This is a genomic window from Paenibacillus septentrionalis (assembly GCF_042659865.1).
GTDB lineage: Bacteria > Bacillota > Bacilli > Paenibacillales > Paenibacillaceae > Pristimantibacillus > Pristimantibacillus septentrionalis.
The window spans coordinates 126,993-150,167 of record NZ_JBHSTE010000007.1 but is presented as its reverse complement, the minus strand read 5'-3'; the positions used below and the strand labels follow the sequence as shown (position 1 = coordinate 150,167).

Here is a 23,175-nt window from a genome sequence, read left to right as displayed (position 1 = left end):
AGAACGCTCTGCTCCGAAGCGCTGATTAAGCAAAATAAACGATCTTTGCTCCGAAGCGCTGCCCCATCAACCCACGAATTAATTCAGCACAGGCAACAAGCGAACCTGCTCAAGCACAACATCCTGCTTGCCAGCAACATGCAGATGCACCGAAACATTCGTTACGCCAGTGTGCGACAACGTAAACGGCAGCTTAATCGTGCCACTGGAATCGAACTCCTTCGTCAGTACGCCACCCGATAAATAGCTCGATCTGAGCTCGATTTTTCCAGCTGCCTGACCATCGACACCTTTAATGTGCAGCTCAAGAACATAACTGCCAGCCAATAGATCAAATGCATTTTGTCTTAACTGAATCGTGTCTGAAGCTTCTAACGAAACCTGCAAGCCTTCCTCAACCACTGTAATTGCGCCCTCAGCAGCTGAAGAAATGAGTTGCCATTCAGCCAGACCTCTGTCGAATCGAGGATTCATGATCCGGTTGGCACCAAGACTCGTTGCTTCTTGGAAGTAGTAATAGACAACTTTAGGTGTCCGCGAAGCCCAGTCTACCATGCCCATGCCAGAGAGCCTCTCAGGGTCTCTACTTGTGTATTCCATCTTGCTTCGATAATCTTTAAGATTCCAAAACACATAGCCTGCTGTAAATGGATACGTAACAGTGACATCCCAATGTGCTGCGAAATTCCCGGCTTGCCACTGCTGCCTTGCCCGATCTCCCATGCTAGACCAGGTCCCATTCTCTGTTAAAATAATGGGCTTACTTGGATGCCTCTCATGAATTTCCAACAATTTTTGACGATATTCGGCTGCACCATAATCAGTAGAATCTCCTCCATGGAACCCATAATACTGATTGAAACCGATAATATCGGCAGCTGACATCGACATATCAACAGGATGATGCTGAGTATTGGAAGCATAGGTTACAGGTCTTTTTTTCGGATCGACCATTCTTACCAAATCTCTCATATCATTAAACCAAGCTAGATGTGTTGTATTATTAGGTGTGTTTTCATTCGCTACACTCCAGATGACGACAGATGGATGGTTGATTTGATTCCAAGCCATAGCGATTGCTTTTTCACGCGATAAGCCCTTTTCATAGAGCTGATGCCCGATAGCCTGTTCACTAAGCCAGTAGTTTTCAATTTCATCCATGATATAGATTCCAATTTGATCAGCATATTCATAGGCGTATGGATGGCGATTATAGTGAGCGTTTCTAAGTAGATTTGCATGTGCATGCTTAGCCACATCAATCTCGTTACGGTACTCCTCAGGTGACATGGAACGTCCAGACTCTTTATTTTCATCATGCCAGTTCGTTCCCTTAAACCATTCCTGAGAGCCATTCACAAGTACCTTAGCGTCTACGACTTCTACATCGACTGCACCGTACTCGGTAATAAGACGATCACCGTTCTTAATTTCTGTTTCTAGCGAATAAAGAGTAGGGGATTCAGGTGACCAGGCCTTAATGGCAGGTGTATCAAACTGGAAGGTTAGAACCTTCACTTCGTCCGCAGCCATCGCGATGCTCTTGCTTTGAGGGTCGACCTGATCGATTCCAGGGTTAACTTGAACGGTAATAGTTTCAGATTGGTTTCCGTAATTAAGCAGGACAACATAGGCATGTACCTGTTTCGTAACAGGTGAAGCGTCCACAATGACTTTAGAAATCGTTTGAGGCGTGGTTGCCTCCAAGTATATATCCCTGGTGATACCTGAATAATCCCACCAGTCATATCCTCCAGCTGGTAGAGCACCTTCATCATAATGGTCATGTGCAGGTCTAACAATCTGGACTGCAATCACATTTTCTTGACCGAAATTTAAGTAAGGCGAAACATTAAAAGAAACTGGAGTAGTGCTGCCTTCATGTTCGCCGACTTTTGTTCCATTGATATAAACAACAGAATGATAGCCTATACCAAGAGCATTTAGTTTAACAAACTTATGCTCCCAGCTGCGATCAACCGTAAACGTTTTTCTAAACCAAAAAGACCCAAAGGCATATTGGTACTTGCCGTTTTCATATGCAAGATCAAGACTGGCCGGAACGGGCTGCTCAGACCAAGCCTGGTCATCATACGCTGCTTCGCTGCAGGACAGTTCAGATGCTGTACAGGAGATTTCCTCTTCATAGGCAAATTTCCACAAACCGTTAAGTGAAACATATGCTCGGCGATCCTCGTTCAGCTTCCAGGTGGAAAAGGACGGTATTGGAAAACCGTTGTCGTAAGCAACCTGTACGCCATCATGCTCGATCAAATGTACAGCTGTATTTTCAACTACTAACTTAGTAAGACTGACTCTCATTTTGTTCTCCCTTACATTCAGTATTGTTATAGCAAGACAGACTACAATTAAAACGGCTAATAAGATAACGATTCTGGATTTTTGCTTTGTCATTCACACCTCCGCCACCTCCCAATTAATGGGTATTAGTGAAACCCGTTTCACAACAAGGAACAATAAGACAAGAGAAGAGAGAGTTGTCAGGATTACAAAAGTTAAGCGGTTACATTGACCATATTATAAGTAGTTCACTCCTAAAAAACAACGATAATTTTCAAAAAAAGTACTAAAAGTCAATACAACGTTACATATACCATAATTTTTGAAAATTGGTGTTGACATAGTAAAGTGTTCAGTTATAAAATGTCATCAAACAAGAGAAGAGCGAGTTTCCTTTTTTTTCACACGAAATGAAACCCTTTTCATAAAATCGGTTTCAGAGTAAATGTTAAAGAAAAAATAAAGTCTGGTTACGAAGTTAGGTTGCGCATCTATATTGACGTAAAAGTAGGTGATATAACTTAATGTTTAACTTGGATCATTAATTGTAAGTGCTTACATTCATCAGGTGGAGCAAGTGCTTAACCTGATCATGCGAAAACTAGTTTGTTTTTTCGGGCTAAGCATGTTTTTTGACCTTGGAAAAGTTATGTATTGCTTTCAATATGAATCATATGTCATTCAAATTAAGTTAAACAGGGGGATGCAAGTTATGGTAGGTAGATCAAAGAAAGCACTTGTTATGCTGACAATCTTGGTTTTAGTTCTATCGTTGCTTAGTGCTTGTACAAAAACTGACAATAATCCGAAACCGAGCAATGACAATACTAACAAGGAAAATACAGAGCAAACGAACAACACGGAGAGAGGCGAGCCAACCGTCATCGTATTCGGCACACACTGGCAGCCAGGTGACGATCCGAATTGGACTGATCCTGTAACAGGAGAACCGGGTATGGCTCCAGATCAGCTGCAGGCAAGAAAAGCAGCAGAAGAGGCTGTGCTTGCAGAGTTGAATGTTAAGGTGGAATGGGTTCAGTACCCTGAAGATTTGAGAGAGTCATTATTGAAATCCGTGCTCGCCAATGATCCGATCGTGGACATTGCATTATTATGGGGCGGTTCACAAGGAACTTTGCTAGGACAAAATATTTTTCAGCCGCTAGATGAATATAAGCATATTTTCGAAGATCCAGATCATTCATGGATGTTCGGCAACCAAATGTTTGGCGGCGTATACTTCCTGAACTACATTTTAGAATTCATGCCACAATGGCCGCTAGTATACAACATCGACTATCTTGATAAGGTAGACGCATTGAAGGAAAACGGTCAAACGGTATACCCGCATGATTTGTGGAAGCAAGGAAAATGGACATGGAACACATTTGAGGACTATTTAACAAAGGTAAACGAATTTTATTCCAACAAAATGTCACCAGTAAGAACGGATGTCCCGATTAAAGCCTTCCAAACGGACTACATTCAGACGACTTACCAAGCTATTCATTCCAATGGTGGAGCCGTATATGGTGCAAATGGCTTGGCGGCAGACTCTGCTGAAACGAAGCAAGCCGTTGAATACATTGACAGATTGATGTCAAAAAACTTGTTGTTTACAGCTAGATACAATGATAACGAGCCTAAGCCTGGCTGGACATGGCACGCCAATGATTTCGGTAATGGTGAAACCGTATTCACGAATATGGTTCCGTGGCTATCAGCTGGTGCAGGGCAGACATTAGCAGGTCGTGGCGAGTCTATGGGCGTAGTACCTTTCCCTAGACCAGATTCTTTATCTAATGATGATCCGAAATATCAGCAATTAGTTTCACCAGGTAACCAGATGGCAGTTCTTAAAGGTTTGTCTAAGGAACGTACAGAGCTTGCTCTAGAAACGTATAAGCTGTATTGGTCAACGGTGTATAAAACATTATCGAACAGTGATAGTGCGCTAGACTACCTAACAACTCAAGCTAAAAATACGGCATTAAACTTCGGCTTTGACGTAACGAATGAAGTGTACGGTGAAGCAGTTATGGAAGCGTTCATTGGCTTGTCTGTCGACCCTAATCCGAACGAATTTGCGACGATTCTATCATGGGGAGAAATGTGGGCCGAGCAGATTATGGGTAATTCTCTATACGGTCTCAATGGATCTCCAAAATATAGCGGTGCTATCGATTCCCAAAAGAATCGTATCCTCGATGCGATGAGCTCTATTGAAAACGCTCTTAATGCGAGCGAGCCAGTCGATAACATGCCTCCATTCTTTACAACGGCAGATGTTCCAATGGCAATCGCAGCTGGTACGAATCCTTCTACTGTAAACTGGAATGAATTTGTAAAAGCAGAAGACGGTGTTGACGGCGATATTCCATTCGAGAATGTAACGGTTGATACTAGCGGCATTGTATTTGATACAGTTGGTCAATACGAGAATGGCTTGAAGCTAACGGTCAAGGATGCTGCCGGTAATCAGGCAGAGAAAGGCTTTACGGTTATCGTTTTTGATTCAAACAACACGACGGCACCTGCCATTACAGCTAAAGAAGAGTATCGTACCATCAAGGTTGATGAGGACGCTTCTCAAATCAACTGGGGCAATGACTTTATTGAAGCAGCAACGGATAACAATGGCTTTGATCTGAAAGCGAATTTGACTGCTGACATTGGCGAGTTGGATGTAACAACGCCAGGCGAATACGAGGTGGTCATATCGGTAACAGACTTTGCTGGGAATACAGCGAATCTGACGCTAGTCGTAAGTGTCGAGCCATAATGAAGCTTCTTGCAGCGGCACTTCGTTAGTTCTTACGGAGGTTTAAGGGTATGATCATGAAAAAAAGAACAATGAAAATCAGTTTATTAATCGTCTTGGTTTTAGCCATGTTCATACCTGCTGAGCTAGGGTCAGGTAACACTGACCCTGCTGTTGCAATGGATCTGGAGAGTAGCCGTCATGAGTATGTTGAGGAGTCCTATGGCAGCTATCTCCTTGATCAAGGGTATGATGGGAAAATGGCTTCATCAGAAGTTAAAGTCAATCTTGCGTCCTTTGAAGCATCAGAGGATATGGAAGCGAAGCTGGCCGACGACGCAGTAGTTACAGGTGAACGCGGTTCCATTACGTGGACTTTCCAAGTAGAGGAAGCGGGCTTTTATAATATCTCCCTTACCTATATGCCGGTTAAAGGGACGAATTCAAAAATTGAAAGAAAGCTGCTTATTGATGGTGAAAGCTATTTTCAAGGTATGAATCAATTAGTATTCAATCGCATTTGGGATAATAGCGATGGTCAACCGATTGCTGAGCGCAACGGGAATGAAATAAGACCATTAGCTGTGGAGAAGACCAAGCTTACAACGGTTTATCTTGCTGATGCGCAAAGAAGGAGTCTCGAGCCGTATACGTTTTATTTTAGTTCAGGCACCCATACGCTAACCTTTGAATCGGTCAAGGAGCCTATGGAAATTCACGACCTATCACTAAAAGCAGCTCCTGAAATTAAGTCGTACTCGGAGATTATAGCAGATTGGAAGCAAGGCTATAACGTATATGATAAGCAGAATCTAGTTTATCAAGCGGAAAGATTGGACGGCAACACATTAGGAATTGAAAAAACATCCGTCGACATTACGATGGCTACTGATTATAGCAATCCGAATACTGTACCCTATCATCCGTACAAAATCAAGCTTAATACAATCGGTGGACCAAATTGGAGAACACCTGGTGATTATATCGAGTGGACGATCGATGTACCGGAAGAAGGCTTATACCAGCTTTCATTCCGAGGTGTGCAGAATACGAATCGGGGCGTTATGTCCTACAGGCAGCTTAAAGTTAATGGAGAAGTGCCGTATCGTGAAGCGATGTCCATTCCGTTTGCATTTCATTCAGGCTTTGTCAACTATGTCATGGGGCAGGGAGATGAAGAGTTACTTGTTCTGCTGCAGGAAGGGGAGAACACCATTTCATTAGAGGTTGTACTCGGAGAATTTGCAATGCCTCTGTCCGAAGTGGAGAAAAGTGTTTTCGTGCTGAATGATTTGTATCGCAAAACCGTGCAAATTACTGGACTCGTTCCAGACCAGTATATTGATTATGAACTTACAACGAAAATTCCGCAGTACGCCGAGCTTTTCCAGCAGGAAAGCGAACGATTGAAAAAAGTCGTTGATGAGCTTGTTAGAATAACTGGTGAAAAGGGAGAAAAAACAGCAATTATCGAGAAGATGCAGGTACAAGCTGAAGGCATTAGCAAAAAGCCAGAATCAGTGATTAATGAGCTGGGAACATTGGCGAGCAATATTTCGTCATTAGGGACCTGGATTACGTCGATATCGGAAATGCCGCTGCAGCTTGATAGCTTCACCTTGTCAGCACCAGGAGCCGAGCTAGCGAAGGCTAAGCCGAACTTCTTTGTGCGCAGCTATAACGGCGTCGTTCGATTTTTGTCAACGTTTTTTGTAGATGAAACGGAAATGTTCGGAGATACAAGTGAGGACGCCATCAAGGTGTGGATTTCATCCGGGCGAGATCAGGCGCAAATTATTAAAGAGCTGATTGATCAAAAATTCACTCCTGAACATAACATCCCTGTCAATCTGATGCTCATTCCGGAGGATGTAATTCTTCCTGCAACACTTGCTGGCAACGGACCAGATGTTGCGTTATCCATTCCTCAGGCAATGGTCGTCAACTTTGCTATGAGAAGTGCGCTAACTGATCTTACGGGGATGGACGGCTTTGATGAAATGAAAGAGAAATTCTACGATAGCGCACTACGTACGGTGACCTATCAGGATGGCATTTACGCTTTACCTGAGCAGCAATCGTTCTTAATGATGTTTTATCGTGAGGATATTTTGAACGGACTAGGCTTGCAGCCTCCTAAGACATGGGATGAGGTCGAGCACGTCATTTCCGTTTTGCATGCAAATAATTATGATTTCTACATTCCAGGTCAGGAACTGTATCCTTCACTTGTTTTCCAATATGATGGGGACCTCTATAAAGGAGAAGGTAATGATTATGGTATACAGAGTGCGTTAACAGAAGACAATGCAATGACAGCCTTCAATCGAGTGACTCGATTCTTTACGAGCTATCGATTGCCTGTTTCTGCTGATTTTTCCAACCGATTCAGAACAGGTGAAATGCCAGCGGGTATAGCTCCATATACGACCTATAACCAGCTGGAAGTGTTCGCTCCGGAAATTAGAGGGCAGTGGTCGTTTTCACCGCTACCAGGAATTGAGAAAGCGGACGGTACGATTAACAATCAGGTCGTATCAGACACGATTAATACCATACTATTAGAAAACTCCAAAAACAAAGAAGCGGCATGGGAATTTATACAGTGGTGGCTGGAAACAGATACTCAAACCGAGTATGCCAATGCACTAGAAGCCATTATGGGATCAGCTGCTAGGTATCCGACAGCGAACGTCGATGTATTAAAGCAACTGCCATGGTCGTTGAAAGATTCGGAACAATTACTAAAGCAGTTTGATGCCACAGTAGGTGTTCCAGAGGTGCCTGGCGGCTATATGACCACAAGGGCGATTGACTATGCGTTTCGTGCTGTTGTTACAAATGGTGAAAGTCCGCGTGAGTCGTTATATTTGAATATTAAGCAAATTGATAAGGAGCTTACGAAGAAGCGACTGGAGTTTCATTTATCTTATAACAGCGGCAAATAGTCATCTAGGAATCTATGAAAAAGGAGTAAATAGAGAGTATGCTGACAAATCAAACAATCACGAGAAGAAAAAGCAATAGGACGCTTGCAAAGATATGGAAAGAGCATGGGGCTAAATATTTGTTAATATTGCCGTTTGCTTTATTATTCATCGTGTTTACAGTGATCCCTGTGATTACCTCCATGATTATCAGTTTTACATCCTTCAATATGCTCGAAGCTCCTTCATTTGTCGGGTTAAGAAACTATATCAATCTGGTTGTCAACGATGATATCTTTCTGATTGCGGTTAAGAATACGCTTTTCTTTGCTTTGATCACTGGACCAATCAGTTATTTGATGTGTTTTGTGTTCTCGTGGTTAATCAATGAGCTTACGCCAAAAGTACGGGCGATTATGACATTAGTTTTTTACGCGCCGTCTATTTCGGGTAACGCCTACTTAATTTGGAAGCTGATTTTTTCTTCAGATATGTACGGCTTTGCTAACTCTTGGCTGCTAAGACTTGGATTAGTGACTGAACCCATACTATTTTTTGATACGAAGCAATACGTATTTCCGATTCTAATCTTGGTTCAGCTGTGGCTAAGCTTAGGCGTGAGCTTCCTTGCCTTTATCGCGGGGCTGCAAAATGTAGACAAAACATTATATGAAGCAGGCTCCATTGACGGGATTAAAAATCGTTGGCAGGAGCTTTGGTACATTACGCTTCCATCTATGCGACCACAGCTCCTATTCGGAGCAGTCATGCAGATTACGGCCTCATTCTCCGTTTCACAGCTTTCAATTGAACTAGCTGGATTCCCATCGGTGGAATACTCGGGTCATACGATCTTAACACATCTGCACGACTATGGCTTCATTCGATATGAAATGGGATATGCTTCAGCTATCGCGACCATTTTGTTCTTTACGATGCTGTTTACGAACATCATTGTCCAGAAAGCTTTAAGAGGGGTAGGTGCGTAGCATGAGCAGTCTTGTTGCAACGATAAAAAAGGCATATACGGCAAGGCAATTTAAACGCAGAAACAGAAGCCTTTCGGGTGACTTGTCGCTTACCATCCTACTGGGCTTATTCGGATTATTCAGTGTATGGCCACTCATCTTTATAATAAACAACGCATTTAAGCCGTTGAACGAAATTTTTATATTTCCACCAAGACTATTTGTCATGAATCCGACGCTAACGAATTTTCAAGATCTTTTTATTGTTATTGGAAATTCCTGGGTCCCGATAACGAGGTATATTTTCAACACGATATTTATTACCGCAGTAGGTACGTTCGGATCGGTAATTATCGGCTCGATGGCAGCTTTTCCGCTGGCAAAATACGTTTTTCCCGGTTCAAAGGTGATGTCCAAACTAATCGTTTACTCGTTAATGTTTAATGGAACAGTTACGGCATTGCCTAACTACATCATCTTGTCGAAATTAGGGATGATTGACACCTACTGGGCGATATTACTTCCATCCATTGGCGGAACACTGGGACTGTTTCTTATGCAAAACTTTATGGTCCAGGTCCCTGATGCATTGATAGAAGCTGCTAAGATTGATGGTGCAAATGAGCTAACGATATTTTGGCGAGTCATGATGCCGTTATCTCGTTCCGCGTGGATTACATTAATCATTTTGTCATTCCAATCGTTATGGGGAACAACGGGTGGCGGGGTCATATTTACTGAAAAGCTGAAGCCAGTTAGTTATGCGCTTTCCCAAATAGTAAATGCAGGTGTAGCAAGGACAGGGGTTGCCTCTGCTGTAACCTTGATTATGCTTGTTGTACCTGTTGTCGTGTTCGTCATTTCTCAGAGTAACGTAATATCGACGATGGCAACGACAGGGATCAAGGAATAGTCATGGAAAGGTTCAGCAGACCAACAAACATATGGAAAGGAAGTCTCAGCAGCGATGAAGAAAATTTTACTATTCGTTTGTCTATTAGGTATGCTTCTTCCCTCCACTCGTGTTTTCGCTGACAATACCTTAGAAACTAATTATATTTATGATTTTTGGGGCAGTGTCAATAAGAGTCTTCCTGCTTTTGAATTAATGTACACATTAGATGAAAGCAGCTTGGGTCAAATTAAAATGCGAAGTATTGACGACGCTTATGTTAGCAAGGATCGAATATTTCTTGTGGACTCCGAGGAGAGCAGAGTTAATGTAATTGGCTCAGATCTGCAATTTCAACATTCAATCAAGCTAATTAGAGATCAAAATAATAAAATTATCGTCGATTCAGTAACGAATAAGCAGCTAATGCTGGATAAGCCAGAAGGCGTATTCTATAGCGATTATAGCGATGAGCTGTATATTGCAGATACGGGAGCAGAACGAATTATTGTACTGGATGGGACAGATTATCATCTTAAAAGAATGATCAACAAGCCTGAAAACATGGTTGGTGCAACTCAGTTTAAGCCTTCTAAAATTGTCGTGGATAAGGACGGGAAAATTAGTGTTATCGTTCAAGGCAGTTATGAGGGGATTATCGAAATTCACAATAATGGGTCATTCTCCAGATACTTCGGCTTAAACAAGCCTAGAGTCAATATTATTGATCATTTCTGGAAATCGATTGCGACAAAAGAGCAAAAGGAGAAAATGAAAAAGGTATTTGCACCTTCCTTCAATAATCTATCGATTGATACGGAAGGGATGATCTATGCAACAACCTTCGATCCTTCTGCCAAGGACAAGGTATTCCGTTTTAATTCCAAGGGCGAAAACGTATTGATGGAGAATGGCTACTTTTCTGTCATTGGTGATTTGACATATGGAACCGATGAGGAGAGAAGCCAATTTATCGACATTGCTGTTTCTGATTTTGGGGTATATGCTCTGCTGGATAAAACAAAGGGAAGAGTGTTTATTTACAACTTTCAAGGGGATTTGATGAATATTTTCGGCTCATCAGGCTATTTGAAAGGGGATGTAAGGGAGCCGACCGCCATCAATTGGTTTGGTGACAAGCTTATCATCACAGATAAACAGTTTGCAGCTGCCTATATTTATCAGCCTACAGAGTTTGGCGAAGCCGCGCTGCATGCAGAGAAGCAATACTTTTATGGACAATGGGAAGATGCGGGAGCAAGCTATGAGAAAACAATTGAGCTTAACTCTAATTATGATATCGCTTATACAGGTGTAGGTAGAAATTACTTAATGCAGGATGAGTATGAAAAGGCGATGTATTACTCCGAGCTGGGTAACAGTCGCGGCTACTTTTCCAAAGCATATGCCGAATATCGCAATATCATTATCCAGCATAACTTTATTTGGCTCGTTATTCCGTTTGTACTTTTTGCAGGTTATTTGATCTATTCGGAATACAGATATAACAGAAAGAACGGTTGAACGTAAGTTAAGGAGCTTTGACCTTATAAATCCGTTTAGAAAAGGAATGATCTGTATTTATGACGATTATAGAAGATGGAAGACTATTATTTCATGTGTTGATGCATCCATTTGACGGTTTCTATCAAGTGATGAATCATCGGAAGAAAAACTACGTGCTCCCGGTAATTATATTGCTGCTAGTCGGTATTGTCGGGATTTTCAGCTATCAATACACAGGGTTTATTTTGAATTACAACCCTATGTTTGCGATGAACAGTGTCACTATTTTTTTGACGACACTTTTTCCAATCGTGTTATTCCTTATAAGCAACTGGAGCATTACAACATTATTCGATGGAAATGGTTCAATGGGTGATATTTTTATCGTGATGTGCTACGCGTTGGTGCCTAAACTGATGTTTGACATCGTTGGCATTCTATTAAGCAATGTCGTTACTCAGGAAGAGGCTCCACTTTTATACGCATTTACGGCAATTGGAACGGTATGGTTTTGCTTTTTGTTATTTTGTGGACTATGTGTCGTCCATGAGTATACCGCATTAACGAATATTGTCACACTGATCGCTACATTTATTGCCGCGATTATTATCGTGTTTCTCGCAATGCTTTATTTTACTTTGATGTCCAAAGTATTCGGATTTATATATGCAGCATTCAGTGAAATGACTAAAAGGTGGTGACTCGGGTGTGATCAGTAATCTAAGTAAATCAGCGATCAATCGCATGAAAAATGCCGGAGTTAAAGAAATGATCATGGCGGCGATTTTGATTTTAATGATAATCGCGTTGTTTTTTATTCCTGGTACCGTGCAGTCATTCAGCATCAAAAGTCAAGCTATGCCTCAGTACGCAAAGGATGGAGCAGCTGCTACGAACAATGAAATAGATCAGCAGGCTGGAAATGTAAAGCTGGCCAGCAGTGAGGATAGGGAGCTGTATATTGACACGAAAACGTTGAATATCAAGGTAGTAGATACACAAACTCGTACGCAGTGGAACAGTCTTGCACTCGATCAGGGGAGCAGTGATATTGACAAGTCACCGATCCTTATTAAGTTCCTTGGCAAGGATGGTGCGCTATACGAGTGGGATGCTTACAAATTTGCCATTCAAAATCAGCGCTACACGCTTTATGAAATTGACAACGGTGTACAAATTATTTTTGATTTCTTTGAAAGCGAATCGTATCGACTAAACGAGTATGTGCCACAAAAGATAATGGCTGATCATTATCAAGAGCATTTCTTAGATAAGATTGAGGAAAAGCTGCAGGAAGGGGCGATTAGCGATGCTCAAGCAGCAAAATTCAAGGATTCCTTATCATTGACCTATCAATATGATCGTGAACATGATCTCTATTATTTTAGATTTGCAGGGTTGCCTCCGCTGTCACTTGTAAGAGATTTGATCCAAATGACCAAATCCATAGACTATACGACAGATATGCTTATCGAGGAGAGTCAGCTGCATGACATTGCGGTCAAGATCACACAGCCAGCTAACTTTAGTATAACGATGGAAGTAACGCTGGATCAGGGCGACCTTGTCGTAAAGGTTCCAACCTATGAAATTACAAATGAGAACGATTTTTATACGATGCAAAACATTACGGTGCTGCCGTCCTTTGGCATGGCAGCTGCAAGCAAGGTTGCAGAAGGCTATATTCTCGTGCCAGATGGCTCTGGCGCTTTGTTCAAGATGAATGATTTCAATGGAAGATATCCTGAGTATGAACGACCAGTTTATAACAACAGCTATTACAGCACGCTATATGAGCTTCCGGCTTTCCCAGAAAATCTGACGATGCCTGTATTCGGCCTATATTACACGGATCAGGCGGGCAAAAGTATGGGTCATATGGGCATTATTGAAAAGGGAGCAGAGCTAGGGAATATCAAGGTTCAATTGGGCGTGGAGGATACCTCTTTAGGCGGTGCACCTTACAACAAAGTGTATAGCTCATTTGATTCCATGCAATTTTCTCGAGTAAAAGTATTCGGTCCGTATAGCGATAATGATGCTCGATTTTTAGCTTCCACAGGCGTCATTGACGTTGATTATACGGTTCGATATAAGCTGTTCTCAAGCAAGGTTGAATACTATGATTTGGCCAAGACATACCAACAATATTTAGTGGATCGCTACAATCTTTCATATAGCTACGATGAACGCCCTAAGCTTTTTGTCGATGTCATTGGCGCGCTTACACTTGAAAAAAGATTTTTAGGGATTCCATACGAAGAGCCTCATTCCATGACGACCTATCATCAGCTGCTGGACATTCTAAAGGACATGGAGAACATTAACGCAGTTGTAAATTATAAGGGAGTCTTTAACGGAGGACTCGATAATACGATCGGAAACAAGGCAGAGCTGTTAAAGGTTAATGGCAGCAAGGCTGAGCTGCTGCAGCTCATGCAGCATGTTGAAGGCAGCAATCAACAAATATTTTTTAATGCAGACTTAATGCGTGTCACAGACACGGATGATGGTTTTAAGCCGAAAAAGCATGCGCTTCATGGCTTTGATGGTAAGCCGCTATCTATCCATCCCTACAATTATGCAACAGGTAGATTCAAGCTGTATGCAACGGGACATTATGTAATTCATCCGCTTTATTTAAGTGATACGGTGGATCGTTTTATTGAGAGCTCAAGTGAGTATGCCAATATCTTTGTGAATGATATGGGCGCTATGTATTACGCGAATTACAAGGATAATGAAGTGATTGATCCCGTAATAGCCAATTCCATCTTGCAAAATAATTTGGAGAAGCTAGCGCAAAACAAAACCATTGCACTAGATAACCCGAACAGCGATAAGCTTGCCTATGCAAAGTATGCCGCAAACATTTCACGTGAAAGCAGCAATTATGGTACGATGCATGCTTCGATCCCTTTCAGACAGCTTGTCATGAATGGCTTAACGGAATACACAACGCTTAATGTCAATCAATCTTCAGAACGAAGCCAATACTTTATCTTGCAGGCGCTGGAGCTTGGCAGTATTCCGAAATTTACGATTACGCATGAGAACGTAGATATTCTTAAAAATACCGAATATAGCGAATATCTTTCAACGGAATATGCCGTATTAGAGCGTAAAATCAAGGAGATTTATGAGGAATATAGCGCGGGTATAGACAAGATTGCTTCAAAGGAAATCGTGGGTCATCGTATGCTGGAGGAAAATGTATTTGAAACAAGCTATGCGTCAGGGAAAAAGGTTATCGTGAACTATAATAAATATCCTGTGACTGTTGCAGGACATCAACTCGATGCGCTCGGCTATATGATTCAATAACGTTAATGTTGCATGAGCAGTCCGACTCGCTAACTACGCTTGAAGGAGGTTAGAAAATGGAAGATACCGCACACAAGGGCAGAAGATTTCATATCTCACACAAAAATATGCGGAAAATTCACGGTATCATCTTTGTGCTTCCTTGGTTGATCGGATTCATCTTATTTTTTGTAAAGCCGCTAATTAGCACCATTAGATTTTCATTTTATAAAGTCGGTGTTGCTGAATCTGGTGGAATGAGTCTTCAATATGTAGGATTTCAAAACTTTATTGATTTGTTCACAACCGAAGTGTCCAGCCAAAGTATGCAGTTTCTAAGAATTTTCACTGATGAGAATATTAGTATCTTTATTAATACTCCGGTCATCGTCATATTCAGCCTATTTTGCGCCATACTCGTCAATGCAAAATTCAAAGGCCGTGGAATTGCAAGGGTTGTGTTCTTTCTACCGATTGTACTCGGCTTAAAGGTTGTTGTGGATCTCATTATGGTGACTACGGGAGGCGATATTTCGGATGCATCCATCAGTGAGTCCTTTGACAATGGCGCGCTATTGGAGTTTATTCGGACGTATACCTTTTTGCCGCGTCAGGTGTCATTGTTTATTTCTGACTTAGCTAATGGCGTGTTTATGCTTATCTCTCAGACGGGGGTACAGACGCTTATTTTCTTAGCGGGGCTGCAGTCGATCAATCAGTCGCTTTATGAGGTTGCTAAAATTGAAGGGGCTAACGCCTATGAAGTGTTTTGGAAAATCACGCTGCCATTGCTTGCTAACATTTCATTATTTGCATTAATTTATACGTTCGTTGATATGTTTCTTAAATCAACGATCTCGACGGAAATTTACTATTTTGCATTTAATAGAAATAATATCGGTACGGGATCAGCGTTATCGGTCGTATATTTATTGAATGTGCTCATTGATCTTATCATTCTGATGGTAGTCATTAACAAGGTGGTGAAGCCGCATGACTCAAACTAAGGCAGCAATCAAAACTTCTAGCAAGAAGCCATTGAGCTTATATAAAGTAAAAGAAACAACGAAGAAGATTCTATTCTGGTACGCATTCATTTCATTAATCATCGGTCTTGGCTTTGCCATTTTGTACCCTTTAATTAAGCTAATCCCGACAGTGTTGAATAGCTTTGAGGATTTAGGCAATCCAGACGTTGTCTGGATTCCGAAAGAGTTTTCCTTCGTTAGCTTCGAGGCAGCAGTGCGGCTAGTGTTCGGTAATGGAATGCCAATGGTGCACTCCATTCTGTATGCTGTAGTCATTGCAATCATCCAAATCTTCGTATGCGCGATCGCTGGGTATTCACTTGGCAGAGTTAATTTTTGGGGAAAAAATGTAGTCATGTTTTTAGTTATTCTTTCCTTCGTTGTTCCGCCTCAGTCTTTATTGATCTCTCAGTACTTGAGCTTCAAGGATTTCGATATTTTGGGAATCATAACAGCAATTACTGGAAGCTCAGTAGACTTGATTAATAAGCCGATTACGCTATATTTATTAGCTATTTTCGGGTTTGGCGTGAAGCAGAGCATGTTTGTGTTTGTTTTTCGCCAATTTTTCAGAGGGCTGCCGAAGGAATTGGAGGAAGCTTCATTAATTGATGGCTGTGGCTTTTACCAAACGTATTTCCGAATCTGCTTGCCGAATGCAATACCTGCAATTATGACCGTAGGGATTTTATCGTTTGTGTGGAACTATGGAGATACGTATTATACCGGATTCTTTCATCCAGACGGTCCTTATTTAAGCATTAAGCTGGCACAAACCTTTTCCTCAGCCAATGTAGACAATATCTTGTTCGCGATTCAGACCTGGTATAGCGTTCCAACAGCGAACGTCTTTGCTTTTGATGCTGTAAAACAGGCAGCAGCATTTATTTATCTGTTACCATTGTTAATTATTTATTTCGCTATACAGAAGCGATTAGTAGAGAACTTTGAGCAGTCTGGTATTGTCGGGTAATACTATCAATTTTGTGGTCTATTAAAAATCCGGACAGTCTGTTCGAAGTGCAGCGCTGTTCGGATTTCATTCGTTTTAACTAATGAGAAGTTGGAGGAAGCAGCATGGGAGAGCAAAGCATGAGTTTTACGATACAGGATCAATTCTATCTAAATGGAGAGCCATTTCAGATCATCTCGGGCGCCATACATTATTTTAGAGTGGTTCCTGAATACTGGCAGGATCGTTTAGAAAAGCTGAAGGCAATGGGCTGCAATACAGTTGAAACTTATGTACCATGGAATATGCATGAATATAAAGAAGGCCAGTTTAATTTTGAAGGCTTGTATAATATACGTCAATTTATTCAAACAGCGGCTGAGCTAGGCTTGTATGTCATAGTCAGACCATCTCCTTATATTTGTGCGGAATGGGAGTTTGGCGGCTTGCCTTATTGGCTGTTGAAGGACCCTACTATGAAGCTGCGTTTTAGCTACCAGCCGTTTCTCGATAAAATCGATGCATACTTCAAGCAGCTATTTGCACAGTTTACCGACCTGCAAATTAATTATGGCGGTCCAATTATTATGATGCAGGTAGAGAATGAATACGGTGGCTATGCGAACGATCAAGCGTATTTGCGTGCTCTAGCTGACATGATGAGAAAGCATGGCGCAGTCGTTCCATTTGTCACTTCAGATGGGCCTTGGCACGATATGCTTGACAATGGTTCCATTCAGGATGTTGCTTTGGCCACCATTAATTGCGGCTCGAATATTAAGGAGCAGTTTGAACGCTTAAGACAGTTTCATGGTCATAAAAAGCCCCTAATGGTGATGGAGTTTTGGATCGGCTGGTTTGATGCATGGGGAGACAAGGAACATCACACGAGAGATATTAGAAGTGCTGCTATCGAGCTGGATCACACACTGCAGGAAGGCAGCGTCAATATCTATATGTTCCATGGCGGGACGAATTTCGCGTTTACGAGTGGAGCGAATTATTATGAAAGGCTCGCTCCAGATACGACATCCTATGACTATGATGCTTTATTATCCGAGAGCGGAGAGATAACACCGAAATACAAGGCATTCCAGGAAGTTATTGCACGCTATACTGATTTGCCAGACGTACCGTTCTCCACTAAAATTATTAAAAAAGCATATGGCAAGGTTGCATTGAAGGATAAGGTTTCCTTATTTAATGTGCTTGATCTGTTAGCGGAACCGATTCGTTCAGCATATCCGCTTACGATGGAGGAGCTGGACCAGCCATTCGGGTATATATTGTATAAGTCTCAGCTTGGAAAGGGCAGGAAAATCGAAGATTTCCGACTCATCCAGTGTATGGATCGTGCCCATGTTTTTATCAACGAAGAGCATATGTTTACAAAATATGACCGCGATATCGAGGACAAGGAAGTGTTCGAGCTAACTGCTGCAGAGAATGAACTGACTATTCTGGTCGAAAATATGGGCAGAGTGAATTATTCGGTTAAAATGAATAACCAACACAAAGGAATTAAAGGTGGAGTCATCGTCAATGGAGCCTTTCAAAGCGACTGGGAGCATTATAACCTGCCTTTAGATAATTTAGAAAAGCTTGATTTTTCAAGAGCTTATCGTGAGGGCGTACCAGCTTTTTATCGCTTTGTGCTTGAAGTGGATGAAGCAGGCGATACATTTCTTGATTTTTCAGGCTGGGGCAAGGGAGTTGCATTTATTAATGGCTTTAACCTTGGCCGTTTCTGGGAGATCGGACCTCAGAAAAGACTATATGTACCAGCTCCGCTGTTGAAGAAAGGAATAAATGAGGTTATTCTTTTCGAGACAGAGGGGAAAGCCAGCGATAGTATAAGCTTTGCCTCTACATCAGGATTAGAATAAGGATAGTTATATATGAACAGTTTGGCATAGCGTAAAATAGGCGGGAAAGGTGTTATCAAGAGCTATATTGCAATCTATACTGGTAGGGTTGCCAAGTTGTCAGCAAGTTTGCTGTCAGCTGGGCAGCTTTTTTTGCTGCTTATTTAATAGTTTATTGTTACTTGGCTGTGATTAATATCATGTACCGCTAAAGACTTTATCATTACAATTATGCTACAATGTTAATATTTGCATGCTGTAATATGTTAATTAGTGAAATTATACGAAAAAATAGAATTCACCAGAAGAGAGTCTGGCGTAAGGATAGGAGGAAATGGATGGCATGGATATGCTTTGGACGTTAGTGATTTTAGTTATCGCTTCAGCACTTTTTGTAAGCGGCAAGGTTCGGTCAGATCTAGTGGCGATAAGCGCATTAAGCTTGCTTCTTATATTAGGTATTATTGATACACAAGAGGCGCTTTCGGGCTTTTCCAATTCTGTCGTCATTATGATGATAGGCTTGTTTGTCGTTGGTGGAGCGATTTTTCAAACAGGACTTGCGAAAATTGTTAGCGGGAAGCTGTTGAAGCTTGCTGGAACCAATGAGACGATCTTGCTGCTCACCGTTATGCTTTCGGCTTCATTCATAGGCGCATTTGTCAGCAACACAGGAACAGTTGCTGTTATGCTGCCAATCGTTGTTAGCTTAGCGGCAACTGCTCGCGTACAGCAAGCGAAGTTGCTTATGCCTCTTGCTTTTGCAAGCAGCTTAGGTGGAATGCTTACGTTAATTGGAACACCTCCTAATATGGTTATTAGTGAGACGCTTGAGAAGGCTGGCTATGAGCCGTTGAAATTTTTCTCATTCACGCCAACTGGTTTAATTTGTTTAGTCGCAGGAACAATCTTGATTACATTGTTTAGTAAATGGCTGCTCAAGGACAATGAGCTAGGAGGGGACAAAGGACGAGAACAGCGTTCGTTGTACGAGCTTGCTAAACAATATAGCCTGGGAAATAATCTATATCGTCTGCAAATTAGTGAACATTCACCGATGTTAAACAAAACACTAAAGGAATTATCTATTGCAGCGGAATATAATGTACATATTCATGAGGTCCGCAGACGACAGTCTAATAAGAATCCATTTTTTAAGACGATTAATACGGAATTCGCAGGACCTGATACACAGGTACATGTTAACGATGTCATATATGTTACCGGGGATTATGAACATATTTTGAGATTCAGTGATGTGCACAAGCTAACCCTGCTGGCAGAGGACGCTGTTGAGCGCGAGGGAACAGATCGACTTGAAAATTTAGCATCATCGCAAATTGGCATAGCCGAGGTATTAATTCCATCTAATTCTAAACATATTAATCAGCTCGTGAAGCATTCAGGATTCCGCGAAAAATATCGTGTCAATATATTAGGGATCCAACGTAAGGGAAAGTATTTATTGCATGAGCTTAAGGAAGAAAAAATAAAAGCAGGAGATGCCTTGCTCATTCAAGGTGAATGGAAGCATATTTCAACATTAGCACTAGAGTATGAAGATGTTGTCGTTGTTGGTCAGCCAGCAGATGTTGCATCGAATATTCCTTTAAGCCATAAAGCCCCAATTGCTGCTCTCATTATGGTATTGATGATTATCGCGATGATTATTAATGTCGTACCAGCAGTTGTATGTGTCATTGTTGCTGCTATATTGATGGTGGTGACAGGATGCTTGCCTAATATGGAGTCTGCTTACAAAACGGTTAACTGGGAAAGCATCGTGCTGATTGGTGCGATGATTCCAATGTCAACCGCTATTGAGAAAACAGGAGCAGCTGCATTAATTTCAGAGGGGCTTGTCAATAGTATTGGCGGATACGGACCGCTCGCCTTGCTTGCAGGTATTTACTTTGCGACCTCGTTTATGACGTTATTTATTAGCAACACGGCATGTGCAGTCTTGTTTTCACCGATTGCACTTGCAGCAGCGTTGTCGATGGACGTTAGCCCAATACCATATCTTTTTGCGGTGGCGATTGGAGCGAGTCTATGCTTCGCGGTTCCTTTTTCTACGCCGCCAAACGCGCTCGTTATGACTGCGGGGAAATATAAATTTATGGATTATGTCAAGGTAGGCTTGCCCGTTCAGGTGTTGTTGGGGGTTGTGATGGTGATAGCACTGCCCCTCATCTTCCCCCTTTAGCAGAAGTTCAAAATGTCGGAAGGCGATGACGAAGTAACGCGCTGTAGTGATTCGACGTCGAATATGGCAGGCTACCGAATGCTCCGATTCTCACGTACCTCTTATGTACGCTGCGATTCTCGCCTTCTAGTATCCTGCCATCTTTTTAGCTTTGCGATTGCTGGAAATAGACTTCCTCGTATGGTTGGACAATAACAAATCCATTGCCTTCAAATCGAAGCTGTATCGATTCTCCGCTTGCTCTGCCAATGAATGTCTTAAAGGAAATGTCGGTTTGAAATTCAGGGGTTAAATTACCTGACCATGCAACTGTAGCGCTAGGATCGGTTAGCACAGGTTTTCCTGGTGTAACACGCAGCGTCAATGGCTCATAATGGCTCGTAATCGCAATAAGTCCACTGCCCGAGCAACGAATATTGAACAAACCGCCAGCCATCATGCCAGCTACTTTTCGCATCAGCTTTATCTCATGCTTAACTGTTGGCTCAAATGCTAGCAAGTCGTTGCCGTTGACAAATATCGTTTCATTATGTAGCTCCAAAATAATAATCTTCTTTCCTTTATCCGCTAAATAAAGAGCGCCTTCGCCTGTTGCTTTCATTAAGGAAGCGCCTTCCCCGGTAAACGCTTTTTTGAATAATGTGCCGATCCCATGCTCCAAAATACCTTCTCGTTCAAATTTGATCTTTCCATTGTAGGCGATCATAGAACCAGCCTTCGCCCAGATGAAATCTTTTAGATTCACTTCAAGCATACGTGGAGTTTCTAACTCGAACTTCGCTTTCAACTCATCATTTTGTTCGGTTTGTCTAATAAATTCTGCGATCGAATATTTGCTCATATTACCCCTCTTTTCATGAAAAATGAAAACCACAACGTTTACTTTCTGAATTTGGATTGCTAGTAATATATGTATGGGGGGAACCAGGAAAAATTCTGGAATAGGGCGGCTGCAAGTATAAACAGAAATAGCGTGAATATCGGATTGTTACTTCTGTCGATATCCACGCTATTTTGCTAATTTATCCATTTTTCAGCCCATTCTTGAATCGAGCAGATGACTTGCTCAAGAGCGTGCCCCTTTTCAGTCAGTTCATACTCAATACGTACTGGCATCTCTGGGTACACATTACGCGTAACAATTCCAACATGCTCAAGCTCTTTCATGCGATCGGTGAGCATTTTATCGCTCATCTCAGGAATTTGTTCTTTAATGTCCTTGAAACGTTTTGGTCCGCCGAGAAGTACATGAATGATTTTTCCTGTCCACTTTTTGCCAAGAATATCTGTGGCTGATTCAAATCTTGGACACATTTGTGAGTAGTCCATTCGAATCACCTTCCTTGCTCTTATTGTATCACAACAACTTAAGAAAAGTAAGTACATATGAAGTTGGTATGTGTATCTGTGTTAGGGAATTGCTTCCAACATTAATCATGCAGTGAAATACGGATGCACACAAGACCGACAAGTAAGCAAATAAAGGCTGCAGTTTGCATGCGCGAAAGTCTTTCCTTATAGACCAGTATCGACAAGACCGATACGAGCAAGCCATTGGTTGCAAATATTGGAGCTACCAAATTGGCAGGGCCATCCTGTAGCGCCACTGCATACAGCTGCAGCCCGCCATACGAGCATATGCCACTGATCAGACCATAGCGTAGGCCAACTTTTTGAGCATTTGTCGCAATCGCATAGGAAGATTGTGCAATTCGCGTATTCTTTCTTAAGATCTGCTGTTCACGTACGGCAGCGGGAGCGAAAAAAAGAATAGATAACAAATACGCTACGAATAGAACGGGAGCTGAAGCATATCCGAATTCAGCTGTAACCTTCAGGCCACCGTTGCGAATAGCGAACATAACAATCGCAGCCGCGATATATACAAACCACCAGTACGAGGTGATGGAGCGATTATCCCTGCGTTGTGCGATTAAGACAGTCGCGATCAGCAGAAGCGCAATACTAATGAACTGCATGAAGCCAAGAGGCTCATGATAAATAAAAGTTCCCATTAATATAACAAGTACAATATTCGCGTTTGACAGAGGTGAGGTTAAGCTTGCAGGGCCTGTTCCTAGCGCTTTCATGAACAAATAATTGCCGAATGCCGAACCAATCCCGATCAATAAGCCTGATATCCATACCTGAAATACTGCGAGCTGCTGCCAGCTGCCTTCCATAATTGTATGCACGCCAAAGCCGAGCGTTCCTACAATATAAAGCCATATAAGCAGGACAGCGATTGAGCCGCCCTTCATCTGAGATACTTTCATGAACCAACCCGCAGCGCCGAATATGACGGCACTAGCGATCGATAAGGTTAACCACACAGTTGTCCACTTCCTTATTACTCATATCACATATCAAATTAGTATACTCTTCCCTGCTTCCGACAGCAATATCGATCTCATCTATACTTTTTCGCTGAAAGGCAGCTATTGGTGTTAGACGAGAATGGCTGCA

15 protein-coding genes are annotated in these 23,175 nt (G+C 42.0%); 11 read left to right on the top strand and 4 right to left on the bottom strand.

Going from position 1 to position 23,175, the window contains the following annotated elements; genetic code table 11:
- Positions 1–78: 78 nt before the first annotated feature.
- Positions 79–2,415: a glycoside hydrolase family 2 protein gene (locus ACFP56_RS18910; protein ID WP_379237507.1), complete on the bottom strand. Its 2,337-nt coding sequence runs from the start codon at positions 2,413–2,415 to the stop codon at positions 79–81.
- Between the two features lie 598 nt (positions 2,416–3,013).
- On the opposite strand from ACFP56_RS18910, the gene ACFP56_RS18905 reads away from it, so the two are divergent.
- From ACFP56_RS18905 to ACFP56_RS18855, 11 genes are all read left to right on the top strand, one after another.
- Positions 3,014–5,083 (top strand): hypothetical protein, encoded by a 2,070-nt coding sequence (locus ACFP56_RS18905; protein WP_379237505.1) that lies wholly within the window; start codon positions 3,014–3,016, stop codon positions 5,081–5,083.
- 56 nt (positions 5,084–5,139) lie between these two features.
- The gene (locus ACFP56_RS18900) at positions 5,140–8,010 is read left to right on the top strand and encodes an extracellular solute-binding protein (RefSeq protein ID WP_379237503.1); all 2,871 of its coding nucleotides are present in this window, start codon (positions 5,140–5,142) and stop codon (positions 8,008–8,010) included.
- A gap of 38 nt (positions 8,011–8,048) precedes the next feature.
- Positions 8,049–8,978, top strand: a complete 930-nt coding sequence (locus ACFP56_RS18895) for a carbohydrate ABC transporter permease (RefSeq protein ID WP_379237501.1) — start codon at positions 8,049–8,051, stop codon at positions 8,976–8,978.
- 1 nt (position 8,979) lies between these two features.
- Positions 8,980–9,870, top strand: a complete 891-nt coding sequence (locus ACFP56_RS18890) for a carbohydrate ABC transporter permease (protein WP_379237499.1) — start codon at positions 8,980–8,982, stop codon at positions 9,868–9,870.
- Between the two features lie 54 nt (positions 9,871–9,924).
- Positions 9,925–11,373, top strand: coding sequence for a hypothetical protein (locus tag ACFP56_RS18885; RefSeq protein WP_379237497.1), 1,449 nt, complete (start codon positions 9,925–9,927; stop codon positions 11,371–11,373).
- A gap of 59 nt (positions 11,374–11,432) precedes the next feature.
- Positions 11,433–12,056: a YIP1 family protein gene (locus ACFP56_RS18880; protein ID WP_379237495.1), complete on the top strand. Its 624-nt coding sequence runs from the start codon at positions 11,433–11,435 to the stop codon at positions 12,054–12,056.
- 7 nt (positions 12,057–12,063) lie between these two features.
- A complete protein-coding gene (locus tag ACFP56_RS18875) occupies positions 12,064–14,679 on the top strand; it encodes a DUF5696 domain-containing protein (RefSeq protein WP_379237493.1) in 2,616 nt (871 codons plus the stop codon).
- A 56-nt stretch (positions 14,680–14,735) separates the two neighbouring features.
- The gene (locus tag ACFP56_RS18870; RefSeq protein ID WP_379237491.1) at positions 14,736–15,665 is read left to right on the top strand and encodes a carbohydrate ABC transporter permease; all 930 of its coding nucleotides are present in this window, start codon (positions 14,736–14,738) and stop codon (positions 15,663–15,665) included.
- Entirely contained in the window at positions 15,652–16,659 is a 1,008-nt protein-coding gene (locus tag ACFP56_RS18865) for a carbohydrate ABC transporter permease (RefSeq protein WP_379237489.1), read from the top strand. Before ACFP56_RS18870 ends, ACFP56_RS18865 begins: the two co-directional genes overlap by 14 nt.
- A gap of 119 nt (positions 16,660–16,778) precedes the next feature.
- Positions 16,779–18,524, top strand: coding sequence for a glycoside hydrolase family 35 protein (locus tag ACFP56_RS18860; RefSeq protein WP_379237487.1), 1,746 nt, complete (start codon positions 16,779–16,781; stop codon positions 18,522–18,524).
- Between the two features lie 322 nt (positions 18,525–18,846).
- Entirely contained in the window at positions 18,847–20,709 is a 1,863-nt protein-coding gene (locus ACFP56_RS18855; protein ID WP_379237485.1) for an SLC13 family permease, read from the top strand.
- 145 nt (positions 20,710–20,854) lie between these two features.
- Here ACFP56_RS18855 and ACFP56_RS18850 read toward each other — a convergent pair whose 3' ends face one another.
- From ACFP56_RS18850 to ACFP56_RS18840, 3 genes are all read right to left on the bottom strand, one after another.
- Positions 20,855–21,550, bottom strand: coding sequence for an AIM24 family protein (locus ACFP56_RS18850; protein WP_379237483.1), 696 nt, complete (start codon positions 21,548–21,550; stop codon positions 20,855–20,857).
- Between the two features lie 176 nt (positions 21,551–21,726).
- Positions 21,727–22,038 (bottom strand): winged helix-turn-helix transcriptional regulator, encoded by a 312-nt coding sequence (locus ACFP56_RS18845; protein WP_379237481.1) that lies wholly within the window; start codon positions 22,036–22,038, stop codon positions 21,727–21,729.
- Between the two features lie 101 nt (positions 22,039–22,139).
- Positions 22,140–23,042, bottom strand: coding sequence for an EamA family transporter (locus ACFP56_RS18840; RefSeq protein WP_379237479.1), 903 nt, complete (start codon positions 23,040–23,042; stop codon positions 22,140–22,142).
- Between the last annotated feature and the right edge of the window lie 133 nt (positions 23,043–23,175).